This is a genomic window from Ornithinimicrobium pekingense DSM 21552, assembly GCF_000421185.1.
GTDB classification, from domain to species: domain Bacteria; phylum Actinomycetota; class Actinomycetes; order Actinomycetales; family Dermatophilaceae; genus Ornithinicoccus; species Ornithinicoccus pekingensis.
The window spans coordinates 1-12,304 of sequence record NZ_ATWJ01000004.1 but is presented as its reverse complement, the minus strand read 5'-3'; the positions used below and the strand labels follow the sequence as shown (position 1 = coordinate 12,304).

15 protein-coding genes and 1 pseudogene are annotated in these 12,304 nt (G+C 67.0%); 10 read left to right on the top strand and 6 right to left on the bottom strand.

Going from position 1 to position 12,304, the window contains the following annotated elements; all coding sequences use genetic code 11:
* A partial coding sequence (locus K330_RS0102030; RefSeq protein WP_237740615.1) for a hypothetical protein occupies positions 1-603 on the top strand: 603 nt, incomplete at its 5' end.
* Between the two features lie 129 nt (positions 604-732).
* Here the strand turns inward: K330_RS0102030 and K330_RS0102025 are convergent.
* The 4 genes from K330_RS0102025 to K330_RS0102010 form a co-directional block, all read right to left on the bottom strand.
* The gene (locus tag K330_RS0102025) at positions 733-1,197 is read right to left on the bottom strand and encodes a DUF6228 family protein (protein WP_022920189.1); all 465 of its coding nucleotides are present in this window, start codon (positions 1,195-1,197) and stop codon (positions 733-735) included.
* Positions 1,198-1,744: 547 nt separating this feature from the next.
* Entirely contained in the window at positions 1,745-2,518 is a 774-nt protein-coding gene (locus tag K330_RS22375) for a hypothetical protein (RefSeq protein ID WP_156875652.1), read from the bottom strand.
* A gap of 171 nt (positions 2,519-2,689) precedes the next feature.
* Positions 2,690-2,815, bottom strand: a complete 126-nt coding sequence (locus tag K330_RS24440; protein WP_268238307.1) for a hypothetical protein — start codon at positions 2,813-2,815, stop codon at positions 2,690-2,692.
* A 305-nt stretch (positions 2,816-3,120) separates the two neighbouring features.
* On the bottom strand, positions 3,121-3,861 hold the full coding sequence (locus K330_RS0102010) for a TetR/AcrR family transcriptional regulator C-terminal domain-containing protein (protein WP_022920186.1): 741 nt from the start codon (positions 3,859-3,861) through the stop codon (positions 3,121-3,123).
* A 157-nt stretch (positions 3,862-4,018) separates the two neighbouring features.
* On the opposite strand from K330_RS0102010, the gene K330_RS18545 reads away from it, so the two are divergent.
* Positions 4,019-4,828 (top strand): DUF2382 domain-containing protein, encoded by an 810-nt coding sequence (locus K330_RS18545; RefSeq protein ID WP_022920185.1) that lies wholly within the window; start codon positions 4,019-4,021, stop codon positions 4,826-4,828.
* Between the two features lie 81 nt (positions 4,829-4,909).
* Here K330_RS18545 and K330_RS0102000 read toward each other — a convergent pair whose 3' ends face one another.
* The gene (locus K330_RS0102000) at positions 4,910-5,593 is read right to left on the bottom strand and encodes a TetR/AcrR family transcriptional regulator (protein WP_022920184.1); all 684 of its coding nucleotides are present in this window, start codon (positions 5,591-5,593) and stop codon (positions 4,910-4,912) included.
* 337 nt (positions 5,594-5,930) lie between these two features.
* Here K330_RS0102000 and K330_RS0101995 point away from each other — a divergent pair, with 337 nt between their 5' ends.
* The 4 genes and pseudogenes from K330_RS0101995 (at position 5,931) to K330_RS22370 (ending at position 8,872) form a co-directional block, all read left to right on the top strand.
* Complete coding sequence (locus tag K330_RS0101995; protein ID WP_022920183.1) at positions 5,931-6,251, top strand: WhiB family transcriptional regulator; 321 nt, start codon at positions 5,931-5,933, stop codon at positions 6,249-6,251.
* Positions 6,252-7,443: 1,192 nt separating this feature from the next.
* Positions 7,444-7,932, top strand: a pseudogene (locus K330_RS23985) (transposase); the annotation flags it as partial.
* Between the two features lie 93 nt (positions 7,933-8,025).
* Positions 8,026-8,307 carry a hypothetical protein gene (locus K330_RS0101985; RefSeq protein WP_022920182.1) on the top strand — a complete coding sequence of 94 codons (282 nt, stop codon included), beginning with the start codon at positions 8,026-8,028 and terminating at the stop codon, positions 8,305-8,307.
* Positions 8,288-8,872 carry a GNAT family N-acetyltransferase gene (locus tag K330_RS22370; RefSeq protein WP_022920181.1) on the top strand — a complete coding sequence of 195 codons (585 nt, stop codon included), beginning with the start codon at positions 8,288-8,290 and terminating at the stop codon, positions 8,870-8,872. Before K330_RS0101985 ends, K330_RS22370 begins: the two co-directional genes overlap by 20 nt.
* Before the next feature lie 121 nt (positions 8,873-8,993).
* Here the strand turns inward: K330_RS22370 and K330_RS0101975 are convergent, their stop codons facing one another.
* Positions 8,994-9,374 (bottom strand): hypothetical protein, encoded by a 381-nt coding sequence (locus tag K330_RS0101975; protein ID WP_022920180.1) that lies wholly within the window; start codon positions 9,372-9,374, stop codon positions 8,994-8,996.
* Between the two features lie 414 nt (positions 9,375-9,788).
* On the opposite strand from K330_RS0101975, the gene K330_RS0101970 reads away from it, so the two are divergent.
* The 4 genes from K330_RS0101970 (at position 9,789) to K330_RS0101955 (ending at position 11,854) form a co-directional block, all read left to right on the top strand.
* Entirely contained in the window at positions 9,789-10,259 is a 471-nt protein-coding gene (locus K330_RS0101970; protein ID WP_022920179.1) for a UPF0158 family protein, read from the top strand.
* A gap of 95 nt (positions 10,260-10,354) precedes the next feature.
* Positions 10,355-10,675, top strand: a complete 321-nt coding sequence (locus K330_RS0101965) for a nucleotidyltransferase family protein (RefSeq protein ID WP_022920178.1) — start codon at positions 10,355-10,357, stop codon at positions 10,673-10,675.
* Positions 10,672-10,992, top strand: a complete 321-nt coding sequence (locus tag K330_RS0101960; protein ID WP_022920177.1) for a HepT-like ribonuclease domain-containing protein — start codon at positions 10,672-10,674, stop codon at positions 10,990-10,992. The genes K330_RS0101965 and K330_RS0101960 overlap by 4 nt, the downstream gene beginning before the upstream one ends.
* Positions 10,993-11,431: 439 nt before the next feature.
* Complete coding sequence (locus K330_RS0101955; protein ID WP_156875651.1) at positions 11,432-11,854, top strand: hypothetical protein; 423 nt, start codon at positions 11,432-11,434, stop codon at positions 11,852-11,854.
* The last annotated feature ends 450 nt before the right edge of the window (positions 11,855-12,304 follow it).

Here is a 12,304-nt window from a genome sequence, read left to right as displayed (position 1 = left end):
CACGCTCGCGGCCACCAGCCACAGCCCATCACCATCAGGCTGCGAAGGGAATCCTCACAGTCAGGCCAGAAACACCGTTCGGCGGACAGTCCCTCCTACGCTTCGACCGTGTCGTTGGGATTGCAGCGTTTCGGAGACCAGCTCGCGCTGTACGACCTAGGGGTCCCATCGTGGGATGAACTAGTGGCTGCGGCCGCGGACGCGCTGGCAGACGGATGCGATGGGCCGGCCGTGGTCGCCCTGGCGAGCCAACCCGCCACCGGACCAAGAGACGAGTTCGACCTCAAGGACACTGTCTCAGCCGCCAGGGAAGAACTCGGGATGCCGGTGCTCGACGAGGTGGCTACCGCGGTCCGAGCGACGCAAGGACAGATTCGTCGTTGGCAGCGGGGCCAATTGAGTGATGCTGAGCTGTTGTCGTTCGTGCACTGGCAGGCTGGAGAAGGCACTCCTGATCTTGCTCGCCTGTGGTCACTCTTCGTCTGGATGGAAGACAAGGACTACATGAGGCAGGACCGGCTGGAGATCCACGACGACATCGTCGTCACCGCCGAACGCATTCTGCACGTCCTCGACCCTTGGCTCGGCGATCGAAAGGCGTAGGCCCTAGGAGCTCGTCGAGTGACGGCGCTATCCGCACACTTCTGCCGCTATGATCGCGTAGCGTCCGACCATGCCGCGTGCCGCGTGGCGCGACGGTCCCGACGGTGTGCGTGCCCTCGGAAGTGGGGATCAGATGGCGAAGAACGATGCTAGGGCGTGAGCGAGACCCGACATCTCAGCGCCGGCTTCGACCTGGACGACAACTGATGCCGTCCACTTGTCGTAGATGCTGGGCGTGATCCACCAGCGGAGGTCGACGTGCCCGCGTGTGGTCCACTCAGCCTCGACGCCGAAGTCGTGATCGGCGTTCTCCCACATACGGGTGCCATCCCAGCCGCGGAAATCCTCGGCTAGTTCCTCAACGAAGGCGGGTAAGCCATGACCAGCTTTGTCAAGGCTTAGTACGAGCACCTCTGCCGACAATCCGTTGCCCGAGAGGGCGACGGTGTACTCAACCATGTCATTGATGGCCAGCCTCGCAGGGGAGGGATCGTGATAGCGGAGCTTGGGGGATGTGAGTTCGATTTGGGCATGTCGACCGCCGTTGCTCCAGCGCAGAGCCACCGCGGAGCCATCCTCAGAGATTTGAAGCATGACGCGATACTCCCATCCTGCGACGAGCGGATGCTTGCCTGCGGCGCGTCCTACTTCGCGGCGAGCCGAGTCGAGCCTGAGGACCACAACGCTGGGCTTGGGTCGGCGATCCACGGTAGCCTCGAAACGTGTCGAGTGAGGCGAACCGACGAACTGCCCAGGAGGCCGTCGCTGCCTACCACGAGGCCGAGTTGGCCCGATTGGTCGAACGGGCCGGTGAGGCCATAGACGGTTTCCGATCGGGCAAACTCGACGCCTTCGCGGTCGGCGAAGCCCTCTTCCATACTCGCGCGCGGCGAAGCAGCTGTGGAAATTCTGCAACAGCGGGTCGGTGGACCTGACCGTGTCCCTCATCATCGGCAACCGGCCGTCAATCGATTGGTGGGAGCGTGGGGCACCAGGGAAGCGGTGATCCCCAGGTCGGAGTAGGCCTTCGTGCATTCGACACCTTTGGTTGCAAGATGGTCGAGGTCTTGAGCGACACGCCTTCATCGAGACGACCGGTGCCATGCGCACTCAACTGCCGCAGCCCGACTCGTTGTCGGTGTCAATGCTCCTCGTAGTGCGTGATGAGGAAGCAGTTCTCGTCATCGATGCTGTCGAGCCGCAGGTCCAGGTCGAACCATCGAGGCACGCCGTCCTGGTCGACCCAGGCCTCGGCTGCGCCCTCGCGTTCGGCCTGCCGGGCAAGGTCGAGCATGGCGGTCAGGCTGGGCACGGAGTCGACGCCGGTCTCGTCGAAGCCCCGTCTCAGCGGATCGACGCTCGCGACGGCGCCCTGCTCAACGCGGACTGCGTACTCCCCGATGAAGGCTTGCTCCCCGCAGGAACTCTGCACGACGAAGGAGTAGTCAGGCGGTGGCTGCCAGTCCGGTACTCCGTCGTGGCGAGTCAGGCCCGCAGGCGGCGCCCAGCGCACCGCTTCGGTGCATGCGGCCGTGCCCACGGCCTCTCCTTGCAGGCAGGCGGCGTCGACCAGTTCCCGGACCCCCAGGGGCTGATCCAGGTGGATCTCCACCGGGACTGCGTCGTTGCCTTGACACTCGTGTGCCCCCGGCCCGATCTTCTCGACGTCGGTGCGGAGAAGGACCTGCGTCTCGTCGTAGTGGATCTGCGGGTCGAGAACGGTGCCGGTGATCCCGCTGGCGCATCCCAGCCGCGTCACCTCGACGACGAGAAAGGTCGTCTTCGGGTCCAGGAGCTCCTCGGGCGCCAGCGACCAGGTGGCAGCGTCACCTGCGAGAGGTTCGCGACTGGAGACTGCAGGCGAGACCCCCGACGTCACCGAGCCGCCGTTCGTGCTCGGCCGTTCACGGCGCATCCGCTCAGCGCAACAACCGCCAGGGCTGAGCCTGCCAATGCTGAGCGTCGTCGCATGCGTGGCCTCCAGACCTTGTGTACATGGGCTTGGACGCGAGGTGGGCATCTGGGTTCCGACGACTCGGGGACGCAACCGCCGCCAGTCGCTCGAATGAGCGAACTGCCGTTGAGGTCAGGCGTGATCGCGCCGCGCGTCTTTGATGCCGTGCCGAACCGCCAGCCGCACGACGAAGTAGAGGATGACGACGGGGACGATCCACACGAGAAGAAGGAGCGCTTCTATCCCTGTGACATTCATGCCCCGGACCATAGCCGCCGCTGGGGCTCGACGTCCGGAAATGCCGCATGGAGTGTGGGGACGCACGCTAGTGCGCGGAGGGTGGTGGGTTGGCTCCTATACCGGCGGAGGAGGCCGGCTTCCAAGCGTCAACACCGCGCGAACTCCCCCAGCCGGCCTCCACCTAGCGTCCTGGGTGTCCCGTCCTATCGCGCCTTCCAGAATCATACAGCGTAAACAGCACGTCCCCTGCGGTGTCTGCGGGAAATTGCGTCCAAGCGAGGTGGTGCAGCGTCCCTACCGCTCGAGCCGCATCAGGTGGTGACCTACTTGAGGTTGCTGAGGCGGTCGAGGACGGACGTCAGGCCGGCGGCGAACTCGGCGTCGGTCCTGTCTTCCTCCAGATGAGGGCGGAGCTCTCGCAGGACGGGGTAGCCGCTGAGGTCGGTGTCACTGTCGTGTCCGACGGCAGGGCTGGTCCCGGTGCGGGACTGGCCCTCGTCCAGGGGCGCATCGGAAGGTCCGGTCGGGGCTCCGGCGTTGGCGGCCTCGAGCAGGAGGTAGCCGAGGAGGAAGCTGGAGAAGGCCTGGTACGCCTCGACGGCGCCGGTCGGTGACCAGCCTTGCGCCCGGAGGGTGGAGAGGAAGTGCTCGACGACGTCCAGGCTGCGCAGCGGGGGGCGCAGCCAGGGGGCGGCTGGGTGGCGGGTGGCCACGAGGGGGAACGCACGCGGGTGCTGCTGAGCCAGGCCCCGGACCTGGTGGGCGACCACCTTTAGGTACTCCTGCCAGGTGTCGGGGTCGGGGGGGAGCTCCAGGCCGGACATGAGGCGGTCCACCACAGCCTCGAGCAGGTCCTCGCGGCCTTCGACGTGGCGGTAGAGCGCCATGGCCTCAAAGCCGAGGTGCTTACCCAGGGAGCGCATGCTCAGCGCCTCGACACCGGTCTCGTCGATGAGCTCGAGGGCGGCGGTGATGATCCGGTCGCGGTCCAGCGCCGGACGGCCCCGACGTCCCGGCCTGCGGCCGGACGCCGCGGCCGTGGGTGTCACCGGGTGCGCCTGCATCCGCTCCAGTGTAGGCACCCGCCTTCGCCACCTGCTTCGTCACCACGCTCGGTAGCCGACCTCGTGGGGTGGTGCCCGTTCGGGATGCCGTCCACGGCACCGTCTGTTTACGGTGTAAAAGTTCGGAACCGCCGATCACAGCAGAAGGGAGCGCAGGATGAGCATCACCACTGAGCACATCGAAGAGCTGTACACCGCCGAGGTCGTCGACCGGGACGGGTCGACCCTGGGGTCGGTCGGTCAGGTCTACCTCGATGACGACACCGGGCAGCCCGCCTGGGTCACGGTCAAGACCGGCTTCTTCGGCACCAGCGAGTCGTTCGTGCCGCTGGACGACGCCGAGTACGCCGACGGCCGCGTCCGCGTCCCGTATGAGAAGTCCTACGTCAAGGACGCCCCGAACATGGAGTCCGACGCCCACCTGTCCGAGGCCGAGCAGGACGAGCTGTACCGCTACTACAAGGTGGGCTCGAGCGGCGCGACCGACGGCGAGCCGCTGGGTGGCCGGGTCGACACTGCCGGCGTCACCGGTGCGGGTGGGGACGACCGCGACCGTGACCGGGGCGATGTGGAGCGCCGCGGCGACGACGAGCGGATGACCCTGCTCGAGGAGCAGGTGCGGGTCGGCACCGAGAAGGTGCAGACCGGCCGGGTCCGGCTGCGCAAGCACGTGGTCACCGAGCAGGAGACCGTCACCGTGCCGGTGCAGCGCGAGGAGTACGAGATCGTCCGTGAGCCGGTCCACGGCGACACCCCGACGACCGATGACCTGGGTGAGGACGAGGTCGAGGTGGCCGTCCATGAGGAGCGCCCGGTCGTCGGCAAGGACGTCGTGGCCACCGAGGAGGTGGGCATCGACCGGCGCACCGTCACCGCGGAGCGCGACGTGACCACCAATGTCGCCCGCGAGGAGGTCGACGTCGTCGAGGACGACACCACCACCAGGCCCGACACCACGCGTCGCTGAGCCAGCAGCGCCAGGACACGAGCGCCCGGCCGTCCCGCGAGGGGCGGCCGGGCGCTCTGCCTATCCGTACCGGTAGCGGGACTAATGCATCAGCTCCATCTCGAGCCGGTTCAGCAGGGTCTCCAGCGCGGTCTCGAACTGCTCCTCGCTGGTGTCCTGGGCCAGCAGCGGCCGCAGCCGGACCAGGTGGGCGTGCTCACGCACGTCCTGCTCACCGTCGGTCGTGGGCAGCTCGGCCCGGCCCTCGTCCAGGGCCACCTCCGGCGGGCTGGTCTCCGCACCGCGCATGCTGGCCTCGAGCAGCAGGTGCCCGAGCAGGAAGGAGGTGAAGTCCTGGTAGGTCCGCACCGCGGACGCATCGCGGAAACCATGACCGATCAACCGGTCCAGGAAGTCGTCCACCAGCGACAGGCTGCGCAGCGGCGGCCTGAGCCAGGGCGCGGCCGGATGGCGGGTCGCCAGCAACGCGAAGGCCCGTGGGTGCTCGGCCATGACCTCGCGAGCGCGGTGGGCCAGCGCCTGCAGGTAACCCTGCCAGCTGCGCGTCAGCTGCTCGTCCAACGGCGCCTCGATCCGGGAGGCCAGATGCGCCACGATGGCCTCTAGCAGGTCCTCCTGGCCCGTCACGACCCGGTACAGGTCCGGGACGGGAACTCCCAGCCGGGCCGCGATCCCCTGCAGACTCACCCCTCCAGGGCCTCCGGCATCAATCTGCTCCAGCGCCACCGCGACCACACGCTCACGGTCGAGCTCCTCCTGCGGCATGTCACTCCTTGCTCTCTGCGGTCCTTGACCAGCCTCCCAGATCCGCTAGAGTCTACGCCGTAAACAGCAATGTGTACGGCGTAAGCAATCGAAGGGGTCACATGGCAGCAGAGCACCCCCGAGCTCCCTGGGAGGCGCCCCGTCGGCGTTCTCGATCACCGCTGGCAACGCTGCAGAACTGGTTGGCCCGACGCGCGGCGCTGCGCGAGCGGATCGACGTCCGCCGCGGAGACGCGCCCTACGACCAGGTCGTCGTAGACCTTGCCGCTCCCGCCATCCCCCTAACTCCGACCTGTCCCATGCCCACCGACGAGCCGAGGACCTCAAAGGAGCTGCTATGAGTACTGTGCCCGAGCCGATCGCCGAGCTGTGGGAGTGGCAGCACAAGGGGTTGTGCCGCACGATGAACCCCGAGCTCTTCTTCCACCCCGAGGCCGAACGGGGCCCCTCCCGCCGGCGCCGCGACCAGCGCGCCATCGCCGTCTGCGAGCAATGCCCCGTCCTGGCCGAGTGCCGCGAGCACGCCTTGCGCGTCCGCGAGCCCTACGGCGTCTGGGGCGGCCTCACAGAGGAGGACCGAGAGGCCATCCTGCGAGGAGAACCCATCTCTGCAGATCTCCAATCGAGAGAACCCGACGAAGACGAATTAAGCGCCTGAGCACTTGCCGCCGGCGTGCTACGTGCGGAAGCACGGTTTGCAGACGACGTCCGGCTCACACGAGTAGGCAACCGGTATTGCCGCGTACACGGTCACGCTCATCGCGTCTGTGCCGCTGGGTCAAGGTGGCTACTCGTCCGCGGGCGTCTCGTTCGGCGCTGTCCATCCAGTCTGTCGACGCCAGGCTCGGGGCGGTTCGTACTCGGTGTCCCAGGGCATTGGCATGTACGACCGGCATGCCGGTTGCCGTGGTCCGGGCCACGGGTCGCCGAACGAGCGTCGGCAGGCACAGACATTGTCGACATTCGGGTTGCGGGGAATCCGGAAACGCGGAGGTTTCAGGGCCGCTCCATAGTCGAGCACAGCCTCCTTGAGAATCGGCGCTGCGGTGGGTGACACGAAAAGCCACGCACCAGGACAGCCGTATTGGGCGTCCTGGGCAACAGCGTGTGACTGGGGGTCCACCAGCTCGAAGACATAGGTGGTTCCGCAACAACCGCCATCCTCTATGTCGATTCGCACGGCGCCGCCGAGATCTTGAATGGCCTGGACAGCCGAGTGGGACACCTGAAACGGTGGCAGGACGTTCGCGTCAGTCATGGGCACGGTGTATCACCCAGCACTGACAAGGCAACCCCCGACCGCGGGCTCGCGGCTGGACGTCGTCCGTGGACGCACGCATCTAATGGGTTGTACCGATCCTCTGGCAGGCTCGGTTCCGGTAGCGGCCGGCGGGTCAGCACTCCACGCATCTGATCGTTGAGGTCTCGCGGCAGACCGTGCGCCCGCCGGTCGTGAGGAGGCGTGACCGCTGCTGGGATGACGTGCCCCCAGATCGTTCGGGTGAGCACTTGACCATTAGATCGCCGGAAGTCCTCCTCCACGCTGCTGAGCAATGGCCGCAACTAGGCCGAGGCGGCCGCGCAGGTGATGGTCGGTATCGAGACCGACCGCGGTCCGTGGGTCGGAGCACTGGTGGCGGCCGGGTACACGGTGTACGGGCTGAACCCGAAGTCGGTCGCCCGGTACCGGGAGCGGCACTCCACCTCGGGGGCGAAGTCGGACACCGCCGATGCGCACCGGGCGCGACGTGCCCGCCCGTGCCGAGAAGATCCGGCACGTCCTGACCGCACCCGAGCTGCGGCAACCGGGCCCGATCCAGGACGCCTATGCCGCGATCGTGACCTCCGAGGTCGCGCTCATCACCGTGCTGAACGCCCAGGTCGAGCGGCTCGGGCAGGTGGTGGCCGAACATTTTGGCCGGCACCGGCACGCTGACATCTACACCAGCCTGCCAGGCCTCGGTGTGATCCTCGGTGCCCGGATCCTCGGCGAGTTCGGCGACGACCCCCACCGCTACGCCGACGCCAAGTGCCGCAACGCCTACGCCGGCACCGCACCCATCACCAGAGCCTCAGGCACCCGAAAAGTGGTCCTGGCCAGGTACGCCCGCAACCGGCGCCTCGGCGACGCCTTGCAGCAGTGGGCGTTCTGCTCCATGCGCGGCTCAGCCGGCGCCCGCGCCTGCTACAAGGCCCTCCGGAGACGAGGCGTCGGCCACCAAGCCGCCCTGCGCCAGCTCGCCAACCGCTGGGTCGGCATCCTCCACGGCTGCCTACGCGACCGCACCTTCTACGACGAGAACACCGCCTGGCAGCAGCACCTCAACAACGCCGCTTGACAGAACCAGAACCTGGGATGTCTGCCGCGAGTTGCGTCAGGGACATCCGTCGCGAGTGGGCAGGCAGTGGCCGCCCGACGGTAGCCTTGTAGCGTGTCGAGCAAGGCGGAGCAGCGGGCTGCGCGGGAGGCCGTGGCTGCCTATCACGAGGCCGAGCTGAGCAAACTTGTGGAGCGGGTCGGTGAGGCGATCGACGGCCTCCGGTCTGGTCAGATGGACGCGTTCGAGGTCGACCAGGTTCTTTTTCAGTATTCGCGCGCGGCCAAGCAATTGTGGAAGTACTGCAACCTCGGGCCGGTCGATCTCACCGCGTCCCTGATCACCCGTGACGAGCCTCCGGTCGATTGGTGGGGGCGTGGCGAGCCCAGACGATGACCTCCCGACGTCGCAAGGCGATCCCTCGCTGGGTTTCGTGGCATTTGGCCGGGTGTACGGCATGACGGGGCTGGGGTCGAGGGTGACCCTCCGTGGGCTGGGCGCGGCCGACGCGGACTTGATCGCTGCCTGGTCTTGTGACGCGGACTTCTGCCGCGCAGCCGGCTGGAGCATCCGTCCGGTGGAGCAGCACCGAGCGTTCCAACACCGCCTGATCGCGGATCCACCTGCTGACCTGTTGCGCCTGGCCGCCGTCCAGGACGGGCACCTGGTGGGTTACGTCGATCTTCATGGCAGCGACCCCGACCGTCGCGAGCTGGGCTTCCTCGTCGGCCCTCGCGAAGTCTGGGGCCAAGGACTGGGCATTGCGGCCGCCACCGCGGGGCTCAAGTACGGGTTCCAGGAGCTCGGGCTCAAGAAGATCTGGGCCGAAGCGATGGACGCGAACCGCGCCTCGATTCGCATCCTTCAAAGACTAGGCATGGCGGAAACCGGCTATGGCGACGTTGCCACTCACCTCGGCCAACCCAGCCGCTATCGCCAGTTCGCAATCGCTGCGGAGTAGTAGGAGAACCATCCGCTTCTGCCGCGTAGGGCCAGCGCTCCGGACGCCTGGACGACGGAGACAGCACTGCTGTCCCAGCGCCTGGATTGCACCGCAGCTTAACGACCGATGGTGATTAGAGTCACGGACACTGGTCCCCGGTCGTCAGAGTGATGGCATACGGCGTATTGAGCATTCCCGTGCGCCCGCCGGCATCCTCGTACGTGACGCGGGCGCCGGAAGCTCGGCTCAGCTCTTGCGCCCCTTGTCCAACCTTCAGCCCGAGGACGAGCCGCACCTCTGCTTCGGCAGGTACTGCGTCCATTTCTAACTCGGGTGAAGGTGGGTGCCAACCCCCGGAGGCGGCCATGAAGTAGTCGCCCTGCCGAACCAGTGCCCAGCGCTCGACGGCGAGATTGTCAGGCTCGACGAGTGACACGTCCTTGATGTGCACAGCCCCATCCGAGGTGTTGACGAGTTGGTGAAACCCCAGCGTGGCCAGCCCGTCGCTGTTCGCGGGCACACAAATTTCCCCAGAACCCTCTGGATTCTGCAAGGCAGTGGAGTCACCGAGGGCTGCGGAACAGCCAGGTAGGACAGCGGCCAGCAACAGCGCCGAGAGTGCCCGCCGCTTCCGGATACGGCCCGTACCGCCGCGACTCTGACCCTGGAGCCCACCCCAAGCGTCCCACTCTGGAAAACCCATGAACGCGAGTATGACCCAGCGGCCACCAGAAGGCCGGGAACCGGGCAGAACCACTTGCTCACCACGCGGAGGACGCACGCTCCTGCCGCGGGTTGGTCGGCTGCGCACCGGGGCAAAGTGTTCCGCGGAACACCGTCCGGGCGGCGGCGAGTGCGTCTAGGGGGGATCGCCGATGACGTGCCCGTGGGCGGACTGCCGCTACGTCGACGTCGTCCCTTCTACTGTGGGGTCATGCTCAAGCTCAGCCAGCTTGATTTGGACGAGATCGCAACGGCACTGTCCGACCAGACCGACTACGACCATCGGTGGCTGATCGACCCTAAGTCGGGGCAGGTGGCCTTCTGGACCTCTGACACTGGCCTCGACGGGGAAAACGCCGTGGACCTGGAGGACGTGGACCTCACGCCGATCGATCCGCTCCCGACGTACGTCTGGTACCAAGACATGGCCGACTTCGCGGACCGGTTGAGCGATGTGACCGCGGGACGCCGACTCACGCGAGCCATCGCAGGCAAGGGCGCCTTCCGGCGGTTCAAGAACGCGCTGTACGAAGAGTTACCCGAGCTCCTACCGGCCTGGCAGGCCTTCCGAGAGGCCCGCGCCAACAGGCGAGCCGTTGAGTGGCTCGCGGATGAAGGTCTCATCCCCGAAGACGACGCCGACGAGTATCGAGAGGACCACCCCGACCCTGACGTCCCCTAACCACGTAGATCAGTCAGCGCCTCCGGGCACGCACTCATCTGCCGCTGCGTGCGAGTTCTGTGCAGGTGAGTATGTGCGCCCTCTACCCTTGAAGCATGAGCACCGTCACGTCCGACAGCGTCGCCCTTCGGGCGGCTCTTGCCTCGCACCGTGGCGTCCTCGACGAGATCCTCCAGCGTTATGGTGCGACCAACCCGAGACTCTTCGGGTCGGTAGCCCGCGGTGACGCCACCGCCGACAGCGACCTCGACATTCTCGTGGACCTGCTGCCAGATGGGGGCAATCCTCTGCTGCGCGTAGCCGGTATCAGTGAGGACCTCAGCGAGGTCCTGGAGCGACGGGTCGACGTGGTCACCGCGTCCCTCTTACGCGATGAGGTATCGGCCACGGCACTGGCCGACGCGGTACCGGTGTGAGTCGATCCGAGCAGGACCGGCTCGCTGACATCCTGCACGCCATCGAGCGCTGCCAGAACTACACGCCGCATCTGGGGTCCGAGGACCTTCGAGCGATGGCCTACGACGCTGTGCTGCGCAACCTTGCCGTGATCGGTGAGGCAGTTCGGGCGCTCCCCAGCCAGACGCGCGACCGCGCACCAGAGGTCCCATGGTCAGCGATGGCCGGTCTGCGCAACGTCGTCGTGCACGAGTACTTCCGCATAGATCCCGCGTTGATTCTCGACATCGTCGACAACCAGCTAGGGCCATTGGCTGATCGCCTCCGCGAGCTCTGATGCCCCCACACCTGGCTCTGCCGCCGGCCGCGAACGACCCGTTGCGCAGTCCGTGGCGACATCGGTGATAGACCCGTCTCACCAGGGTCGTGCGCCAAAGCGATCCAGTCCGCCCGGTCCGGGCCACACGAGATCGGGGCAGGGCGCAACCGGCGCTCACCTAAGAATGCGCCGTGCTTGACGTGAGTGAAGGTGCCGACGCGGCCCCGGTCAACTGACTAGGGTGGCCCACATGTCAACCAGTGGGGTGGGGCTTGGGGCAGTTCTTGTGGTTGCCGGTGTGGTGATCGCGGCGTGCTCGAGCCCGCCGCAGCCAGTGCCCGTGACCGCTGCGGAGTCTCCGGGCCAGGCGGTCGACGGAGAGGGCGCGTCGGGGAGCGAGGACATGGCGGCGGATATGGGCATTGCGGACCCACCCGAGGTAGCGGTGGTGCGGCAGGTGACCCCGCAGGAGTCCCAGGAGGTGCTGCGGGGATGTCTGCGGGACGCGGGGTGGCCGCAGGCTCCGGACGGGGGTATCGAGGTGCCGGTGGGGCAGGAGGACGCGCTGGATCTGGCCCTCTACGTCTGCTACCAGCAGTATCCGGTCGAGGAGAAGTACGCCCAGCCCCTCACCGCAGCCCAGCTCGGTGTGCTCTACGACTGGTGGGTGGAGCACACCGTTCCTTGCTTCGAGCAGCGTGGGTGGGAGGTTGGGGAGATCCCGACCAGGGAGGTTTTCCTTGCCAACCCGGAGTGGCTTCCGGCGGAGCGGGTCGCCGAGCAGGCGGGGGCGGAGGTGCAGGCCGGCCTGATCGAGACGATGGACGAGGCTCTCTATGGCGTGTGTCCTGGTCCCCCTGACGAGGTGCTCTACCCGTGACGTGCTCCCTCCGAAGGTGGGCCGCCGCCGCGGTGACGTCGGTGGTGCTGCTTTCGGGGTGCTCGGGGTCGGGGACGTCCACGCCGGGTGCGTCTGCGACCCCTGGACCCTCGGGCTTGTCGCCGGAGGAGCACGTGGCAAAGGATGTCGGGTTCACCGGCGACGTGACGCCGGTGAGGGAAGTCTCACCGGATGAGCAGTTCCTCCTGCTGGAAAGGTGCCTGCGGGACCAGGGCTGGTCTGTGGCCCTCCAGGGAGATGGTTCCCTCCGGGTCGAGATCGCCACGGAGCAGGAAGAGGCCTATGACCACGCCAAAGCGCAGTGCCTTCTCAGGTATCCCCTCGCCGAGCGTTATGACGCTCCTATGGTCCGTCAAGCGTTTGCCTGGTCGGGGTGGTGCTCGAGGAGCCGGTAGATGTCTCGGGCGACGTAACGCTTGAGGCAGCGTT

Excerpts from the sequence above, each read along its gene's own strand:
- K330_RS0102025 (WP_022920189.1), bottom strand. The coding sequence starts at position 1,197 with ATGCTTCAAATCTCTGAGGATGGCTCCGCGGTGGCTCTGCGCTGGAGC.
- K330_RS22375 (WP_156875652.1), bottom strand. The coding sequence starts at position 2,518 with ATGCGCCGTGAACGGCCGAGCACGAACGGCGGCTCGGTGACGTCGGGG.
- K330_RS24440 (WP_268238307.1), bottom strand. The coding sequence starts at position 2,815 with ATGAATGTCACAGGGATAGAAGCGCTCCTTCTTCTCGTGTGGATCGTC.
- K330_RS0102010 (WP_022920186.1), bottom strand. The coding sequence starts at position 3,861 with ATGCAGGCGCACCCGGTGACACCCACGGCCGCGGCGTCCGGCCGCAGG.
- K330_RS18545 (WP_022920185.1), top strand. The coding sequence starts at position 4,019 with ATGAGCATCACCACTGAGCACATCGAAGAGCTGTACACCGCCGAGGTC.
- K330_RS0102000 (WP_022920184.1), bottom strand. The coding sequence starts at position 5,593 with ATGCCGCAGGAGGAGCTCGACCGTGAGCGTGTGGTCGCGGTGGCGCTG.
- K330_RS0101995 (WP_022920183.1), top strand. The coding sequence starts at position 5,931 with ATGAGTACTGTGCCCGAGCCGATCGCCGAGCTGTGGGAGTGGCAGCAC.
- K330_RS0101970 (WP_022920179.1), top strand. The coding sequence starts at position 9,789 with ATGCTCAAGCTCAGCCAGCTTGATTTGGACGAGATCGCAACGGCACTG.
- K330_RS0101965 (WP_022920178.1), top strand. The coding sequence starts at position 10,355 with ATGAGCACCGTCACGTCCGACAGCGTCGCCCTTCGGGCGGCTCTTGCC.